This is a genomic window from Microbacterium sp. 18062, assembly GCF_902706225.1.
In the GTDB taxonomy this organism is placed as follows: domain Bacteria; phylum Actinomycetota; class Actinomycetes; order Actinomycetales; family Microbacteriaceae; genus Microbacterium.
In genome coordinates, this window is sequence record NZ_CACSKB010000045.1 from 23,409 (window position 1) to 31,224 (window position 7,816).

General features: G+C 68.0%; 7 protein-coding genes. All 7 read left to right on the forward strand.

The window, feature by feature from the left end; genetic code table 11:
• Complete coding sequence (locus GVL03_RS14915) at nucleotides 1-1,206, forward strand: glycosyltransferase family 4 protein (protein WP_159501798.1); 1,206 nt, start codon at nucleotides 1-3, stop codon at nucleotides 1,204-1,206.
• Entirely contained in the window at nucleotides 1,203-2,402 is a 1,200-nt protein-coding gene (locus tag GVL03_RS14920; RefSeq protein WP_235038188.1) for a glycosyltransferase family 2 protein, read from the forward strand. The genes GVL03_RS14915 and GVL03_RS14920 overlap by 4 nt, the downstream gene beginning before the upstream one ends.
• A gap of 3 nt (nucleotides 2,403-2,405) precedes the next feature.
• Nucleotides 2,406-3,539 (forward strand): glycosyltransferase family 1 protein, encoded by a 1,134-nt coding sequence (locus GVL03_RS14925; protein WP_159501799.1) that lies wholly within the window; start codon nucleotides 2,406-2,408, stop codon nucleotides 3,537-3,539.
• Nucleotides 3,536-4,768, forward strand: a complete 1,233-nt coding sequence (locus GVL03_RS14930; RefSeq protein ID WP_159501800.1) for a hypothetical protein — start codon at nucleotides 3,536-3,538, stop codon at nucleotides 4,766-4,768. Before GVL03_RS14925 ends, GVL03_RS14930 begins: the two co-directional genes overlap by 4 nt.
• A gap of 78 nt (nucleotides 4,769-4,846) precedes the next feature.
• Nucleotides 4,847-5,944 carry a glycosyltransferase family 1 protein gene (locus tag GVL03_RS14935; RefSeq protein ID WP_159501801.1) on the forward strand — a complete coding sequence of 366 codons (1,098 nt, stop codon included), beginning with the start codon at nucleotides 4,847-4,849 and terminating at the stop codon, nucleotides 5,942-5,944.
• A 91-nt stretch (nucleotides 5,945-6,035) separates the two neighbouring features.
• Entirely contained in the window at nucleotides 6,036-7,043 is a 1,008-nt protein-coding gene (locus GVL03_RS14940; RefSeq protein WP_159501802.1) for a GDP-mannose 4,6-dehydratase, read from the forward strand.
• A partial coding sequence (locus GVL03_RS14945; protein WP_159501803.1) for an NAD(P)-dependent oxidoreductase occupies nucleotides 7,040-7,816 on the forward strand: 777 nt, incomplete at its 3' end. The genes GVL03_RS14940 and GVL03_RS14945, both read left to right, overlap by 4 nt.

Below are 7,816 nucleotides of genomic sequence, written 5' to 3' on the forward strand. Positions count from 1 at the left end.
ATGACCACTTCCTCGGTCGCGATCGCCTACGACTGCCTGTTCCCCTGTACGACCGGCGGAGGCGAACGACTCTACCGCTCCTACGCCGAGCGGATGCGGGAGCGAGGACGCGTGGTCGACTATCTCACGGCCCGGCAATGGGAGGACGCCCCCCGGGAAACGTCATTCACGGTGCGCGCAGTCGCGGGTCGCCTGCGCCTCTACGACGATGAGGGGGTCCGGCGCACGCCCGCAGCCCTTGCCTTCGCATGGGGGCTCTTCCGCACGCTCGTGCGGAGCCGGACTCACTACGACGCGGTCATCGCGAGCGGGCTGCCCGTCCTCAACGTGTTCGCCGCGCGCGCCGCACTCCTCGGCTCGGGAACGGCGCTCGTCGTCGACTATCTCGAGGTATGGGGCCGCCGTCAGTGGCGCGAGTACGCTGGCACGGCTACCGGCACCGTCGCATGGCTTCTGCAGCGGGTCGCGATCGCCCTGACCCCGGTCGCCACCTGCCACTCACAGCTCACCGCGCGCCAGCTGCGCGCCGAAGGCTTCCGCGGCAAGCTCCTGGTCAGCCCCGGCCTTATCGAGGATGCCTCGGCGGCCACCTTCTCGGCCGCCTGCGCCTCACCACCATACGTGCTCTACGCGGGACGCCACATCCCCGACAAGCGGATCGAGGCGCTCCCCGCCGCCGTCGCCGCCGCGCGCGCCGAGATCCCCGGCCTTCGGCTGGTGATACTCGGCAGCGGGCCGAGCACCGAGCAGATCATCGAAGCGGTCGCGCGCGTGCAGGGCGAGTCGTGGACCGATCTTCCCGGTTTCGTCAGCGAGGAACGGCTCGACGAGCTCATGCACGGCGCCGCGTGCCTGGCCAACCCGTCCAGGCGCGAGGGGTACGGTCTCGTCGTGGTCGAGTCTTCCGCGCACGGCACCCCCGTCGTCCTGGTGCAGGACGACGGCAATGCGTCGACCGAGCTCGTGTCTCCAGGAGAGAATGGCTTCATCGCCGAGTCGACGAACCCCGTGGACCTTGCCGATGCACTTGTGCGCGCCGTCCGAGGCGGTGAGGATCTGCGGACGCGAACTCGTGCGTGGTATGAGGACGCCGTCCGCACACGAACAGTGGACAAGACTGTGGACGGGATACTCTCGGCACTCGACAGCGCCGCCGCTAGCGCCCGACGCTCGCGCAATGAAACACAGCAGCAAGGACATACGTGAACCACTCCGCTCCCGCAACATCTGTCGAGTTGACGATCCTGATGCCGTGCCTCAACGAGGCGGAGACCCTCGCGGTGTGCATCAAGAAGGCTCAGGGGTTCCTCGCAAGCTCCGGCGTCGTAGGCGAAGTACTCATCTCAGACAACGGCAGCACCGACGGCTCGCAGCAGATCGCGACGAGCCTCGGCGCGCGGGTGTCGAACGCCCCGCAGCGCGGCTACGGCGCGGCGCTCATCAACGGCATCGAGACGGCGCGCGGCGCCTACATCGTCATGGCCGACGCCGACGACAGCTACGATTTCGAGAACCTGGAGCCGTTCGTCGAGCGCCTGCGTGACGGAGCCGACCTCGTCATGGGCAACCGGTTCAAGGGCGGAATCGCCCCGGGTGCGATGCCACCCCTGCACAAGTACCTCGGCAATCCGGTGCTCTCTGCGATAGGGCAGCTCTTCTTCAAACCCGGTGTGCGCGACTTCCACTGCGGCCTGCGCGGGTTCAACGCTGCCCGTATCCGTGAGCTCGGTCTGCAGACGACGGGTATGGAGTTCGCTTCCGAGATGGTCGTGAAGGCGTCGCTCGCGCGCTACCGCATCGAAGAGGTGCCGACGACGCTCAAGAAGGACGGCCGTTCGCGCCCGCCACATCTTCGCAGTTGGCACGACGGCTGGCGGCACCTCCGCTTCCTACTCCTGTTCTCGCCGCGATGGCTGTTCATCTACCCGGGCCTGATCGCATTCCTGATGGGTGCGCTGGCAGTCGGCGTGCTCTCCTTCACTTCGATCGAGTTGTTCGGAGTCGGCTTCGACGTCACAACCATGGTCTATGCGATGGCGTTGTGCGTGATCGGCTATCAAGCCCTCCTGTTCGCGTGGCTGACGAAGCTCTATGCGACCCAAGAAGCGTTCCTTCCCACGAGCCCGCGGTATCGGGCAATCGTTGCAAAGTGGACGACGGAGCGAGGGTTGCTCATCGGACTAGGGCTGTTCGTGATCGGCATACTCATCGGCGTCGTCCAGCTCGTGCGATGGGGAAGCACCGGCTTCGGACCACAGGATCCGACGGAAGTCGTCCGCATCGCGATCCCGAGTGCCATCTTCCTCATGCTCGGCTTCCAGACAATGATGATGAGCTTCTTCTCGGGGGTGCTCACGACCCCACGCCGGGAGTCGCGACCCGAGGCGATCATCGAAACCTGACGGATGAACGACCGCATCCTCGTCGACCTCCTTTCGTTCACCGGGAACCGAGGCGGAACCGAGACGTACGCGCGCGAAATCGCGACGCGACTGCCAAAGCATCTGCCGGACGTGACATTCGTCGCGCTGACGAACCGGAAGGGCATCGACCGCGTGCGCTCCTTCTTCCCGGGCGAGGTACGTCTCCTGCGGGGAGTGGGGGCCGACCGTGTGACGTGGGCGGCCGGAGAGATTCTGGGCGCGAACCGTGCCGCGCGCCGCGCGGGTGCCGGGCTCGTCTGGTGCCCGGCGAACTTCGGACCGCTCACCTCTCGCGTGCCCCGGATCACCACCGTGCACGACGTGACCTATCACGAAATCGGCGGAGGCGCCGTGAACAGGGCAATAGCGCGGGTGACCTCGTCGCTGATGTCACGCACCGCGTTGACCTCGGCCGAGATCATCACGGGCTCGAAGGCGGCTGGGGAGGCAATCGTCCGGCACATCGGCGTCGACCGCGAGCGCATCCACGTCGTCCCGCACGGCACGAACGAGCCCCCCGCCGTTGAGCGCCCGTGGGCCGACCTCGACGCTCTCGGCATCCGCAAAGGCAGACCACTCGTACTCAGCACCGGTAACCGTCTCTCGCACAAGAACTTCGAGGGGCTGTTGCGCGCGATCGCCGCGATCCCAGCCGTCGAACGCCCCGTGACGGTCATCACCGGCGGCGGTGCCGAGGATCCGCTCGTCCCACTCGTCACGAGTCTCGGGCTCGGCGGAGACGTCGTCCTGCCGGGGTGGGTGAGCACCGCCCAGCTGGAGGCGCTGTACGCAGCCGCCGAGCTGTACGTGTGCCCCTCCCTTGCAGAGGGTTTCGGGCTGCCGGTGATCGATGCGATGCGCCGCGACTGCGTCGTGCTGGCCAATGACATCCCGGTTCTGCGGGAGGTCGGCGGCGCCGCGGCGCTCTACACCGATGCGCAGAGCCCGGCGGCACTCAGTACGGCACTCTCGGCCGCTCTGCGCGATCCGAACGGTGAACGGCGCCGTGCGGAAGGACGCGCGTGGTCGGCGCAGTTCACATGGGACGCATCCGCCGCCGCGACGGCGCGGGTACTGCGCAAGGCTCTCTCCTCCAGCAAGCCCGTCGCATCGTGACGGCCCCGCCCCCGCTGTGGAAGCGGCTCGTCGGATTCACGATGCTGCCTGCGATCGCCGCGGTCTCGCCGCTACTGGTCCTCCCGATCGTGGCGCGCACCGCCGGTCCGGGCGGATGGTCGAGCGCGATCGCGGGCGAAGCGGTCGGCACCTTCGCAGCGATCGCGATCGGTTACGGATGGACGGCGATCGGTCCCGCGCTGATCTCGATCGCCGCCGACGACCGGCATCGCGGTCTCCTGTACCGGGAGTCGCTCGTCATCCGTCTTCTCATCACGACCGTGGCGCTGCCGATCATGGGTCTGATCTGCTGGCTCATTGCCTCTCCCGGAGCCGAATGGCTCTCGGTGCTCATGGGCACGCAGGGAGCGATGATCGCCCTGTCGTTCACGTGGTACTCCGCTGGAGTGGGAGACCCGCGTGCGATCGTCGTCTACGACGCGATCCCGCGCCTGGTCAGCACCGCGATCGCGGCCGTCGTCATCGCATCCACGGGCATCGTCGAACTCTATCCGCTCGCCGGCATCGCCGTCACACTCGTCGGCACCTCCCTGTTCACCGCGCGGGTGCTGCGCCGGAATCCCGCGGCCTGGCCGGCGATATCGGACCTGCCGCGTCTGTTCCGTTCCGGCGCGCCGGTCGCGCTCAACGACGCCGCTCTGGGCGCCTACTCGAACATCCCCGCACCGCTGGTCAACATCACCGCGTTGCCTGTGTCGGCCGCGGGCTTCGCCTCGGCCGACAAGATGCTCAAGCTCGGACAGTTCCTGCCTCTGACTCTCGCGAACGCCCTGCAGAGCTGGATAACGGAGGCGCACGGTCCCGTCCGCGGTAAGCGGATGCGATACGCGATGGCGGCCCACGGCGCGTTCGGCCTCCTCGGATGCCTCGTCCTGGCGGTGTTCGGAACATGGGCCAGCACGCTGCTGTTCGGCGCGAAGGCGGCGGCGAGCCTGGACATCCTCATCGCGATGGGCATCGTCTTCGCGTTCTTCTCCCTGCGCACCTCGATGAGCCGCCATGTGCTGTTCCCCGCGGGCGAGGCGTCGGCGGTTATGCGGGCGACGCTGCTCGGCACCGCCGTGGGCGTGCCGGTCATGATCGTCCTCGCCTTGACGATGGGTCCCGTGGGCGCCGCGATAGGTTACGCCCTGACCGAGGGGGCGGCCACGGTGCTGCTGATCCGCACCTGTCGCACGGCACTGCGCCGCCTCGACCCGACGGTGTAACGTTCAGCCTCCAGAACACTCGTCGGAAGAGGGATCCTGCGACGGCGCCCTCCGAGCGGATGGTCTACGCTGGCGGTCATGCCTGGCGACCGCCCGATCGGAATCGATGCACGCGCCGCCGCCGAAGTCCCCGCTGGCCGCGGCCGATATGTGCGGGAGCTGCTGAAAGGGCTCGAGCGCATCCCGCAGGCGGCAGGTGAACGCTTCGTGCTGTACGCGCGGCAACCGTGGGGCGACCTCGACCCCGCACGGTTCACATGGTCGCTCTCACCGCTGCCCGACCCCCTTTGGCATCTGGAGACCGCACGGCGTGCCAACCGCGAAACCCGCGCATTCCTCTCGACGAACAGCTATCTGACGGCATGGTTCACGCGCGTACCCACGGCCGTCGCTGTCATGGACCTCGTCGCCTTCGTGGACGGCGCGCAGAGCCAGGCTCGCGCAGGGCGGATCGAGCGCGCCACGATCCGCCCTGCGCTTCACCGCGCCCAGGCGCTCCTGTGCATCTCCGAGGCCACCCGCGACGACCTCCAACGGCTCTTCCCACACACGCGCGGACGCACGCGGGTCACCCCGCTAGCCGCGGACCCCTCCTTCTCCGAGCCCGTCGAAGCTCCTGGGCACCCCGCTCTGCCGGGCCCCTACGTTCTGGCGGTGGGCACGCTGGAGCCGCGCAAGAACCTCGAACGCCTCCTGGACGCCTGGCTCGCGCTCGATTCACAGCTCCGCGCCGCGTATCGGCTGGCACTGGTGGGTCCGCGCGGATGGGACGATGAGGCGATCGTCGCGAAAGCTTCCCATGCCCGCGCGCAGTTGCTTGGGCGCGTCAGCGACGACGAGCTGCGCGCCCTGTACGCCGGGGCCGCCGCTTTCGCCTATCCCTCCCTCTACGAGGGTTTCGGCCTTCCGCCGCTGGAGGCGATGACCGCCGGCGCTCCCGTCCTCACTAGCGCTGTCTCGAGCCTTCCCGAGGTCGTGGGAGATGCGGCTCTAACCGTGGATCCGCACGACGTCGGCGCGATCACCGCAGGCCTCCGGGCGCTGCTGACCGACCGCGCGCTCGCTGACAGACTGCGATCGGCGGGGCGGGAGCGCGCCCGCCTGTTCGACTGGGACCGCACCGCCATCGCGACATTGGATGCCCTGCGGTCGATGACACGCTCACGCCGGGGGTGACGTCCGCCCACGGCGACGAGAAGCTCTACGGCATCCGGGTCTCATGCCCCACAACGTCTAGAATGTGAAGGGCAATTCGACAGGAGGCATCATGGCTGACGTTCGCCGCGCGTTGATCACCGGTATTACGGGTCAGGATGGGGGGCATCTTGCTGAGTTGCTTCATGGGAAGGGTTATGAGGTCTTCGGTTTGATTCGGGGGCAGAACAATCCTCGTCGTGAGGCGGTGGTGGAGGAGTTCCCGTATGTGAGGTTGATCGAGGGGGATCTGATCGATCCGACGTCGCTGGTGCGGGCGGTGGAGACGGCGGATCCGCACGAGCTGTACAACCTCGCGGCGATCAGCCATGTGGGGTATTCGTTCAAGAACCCGACGTTGACCGCGGATGTGACGGCGAAGGGTGTGTTGAACGTGCTCGAGGCGGTCCGGATCACCGGGCGTGCGGACAAGACGAGGGTGTACCAGGCGTCGACGTCGGAGATGTTCGGCGGGTTGGACTACAACCGTCCGGGGGCGGGGTACAACGAGCAGTCGTTGTTCCATCCGCGTAGCCCGTACGGGGTCGCGAAGCTCTACGGGCACTGGATCGCGAAGAACTACCGTGAGAGCTACGACATGTTCGTCTCGTGCGGGATCCTGTTCAACCACGAGGGCGAGCGCCGCGGGGTGGAGTTCGTGACCCGCAAGATCACCCACGCGGTGGCGCGGATCAAGCTCGGCCTGCAGCCGCGCATCGAGCTCGGTGACCTGTGGCCCAAGCGTGACTGGGGGTACGCGGGCGACTTCGTCGAGGGGATGTGGCGGATGCTGCAGCACGACGTGCCCGACGACTTCGTGCTCGCCACCGGTGAGACGCACTCGATCGAGGAGTTCCTGACCCTCGCGTTCGCGGAGATCGGGATCGACGACTGGAAACCCTACGTCGTGCAGAACCCCGCGTTCCTGCGCCCCGCGGAGGTCGACATCCTCCTCGGGGACCCCACCAAGGCCGAGCAGGTCCTCGGCTGGCGCCGCGAAGTGGACTTCCCCGGGCTCGTGCACCGCATGGTCGCCCACGACCTCGAGGCCCAGTCCCGCAACCTCTCCCGGTCGGCGTGACCGGCCGCGTCCTGGTCATCACCGGCGCCAACGGGTTCGTCGGCACGCACCTCGCCGCCATCGCGGCCGCCGAGGGCGTCACCGTGTGGGCCGTGGGCCGCGAGAACGACCCCGGCCCCGCACTCGCACCGCACTGCGCGGAGTACTTCAGTGCCGACCTCGTCTCGACATGGAACGTGCCCGAAGGCGCAGACGGGGTCGTGCACCTGGCCGGACTCGCCGCGGTCGGCCCGTCCTTCTCCCACCCGCAACGCTACCTCCAGGTCAACAGCGGCATCATGACAACGATGAGCGAGGCCCTGCTGACCCAATCGAAGCGACCCCGGGTCGTGGTCGTCAGCTCCGGATCCGTCTACGCCCCACCCGCCTCAGCGGACCCCATCGACGAGACCGGACCGGTCGCCGCGAACTCCCCCTACGCCGTCGCGAAGATCCTCGTCGAGACACAAGCCGCCTACTACGCCAGCCGCGGCCTCGACACCGTCATCGCCCGCCCGTTCAACCACATCGGCCCCGGACAAGGCCCCGGATTCCTCATCCCCGACCTCACCGCATCCCTACGGGCACTACCCCCCGGCGAGAGCCTCAGCGTCGGCAACCTCTCCGCAGCACGCGACTACACCGACGTCCGCGACGTCGCCCGCGCATACCTCACCCTCGCGTTCGCCGCGGAACACCACCACCCCCTCTACAACGTCGCCTCCGGCACCGCCCACACCGGCCACGCCGTCCTCGAAACCATCGCCGCCGCCCTGAAGCGCCCCCTCCCCCAC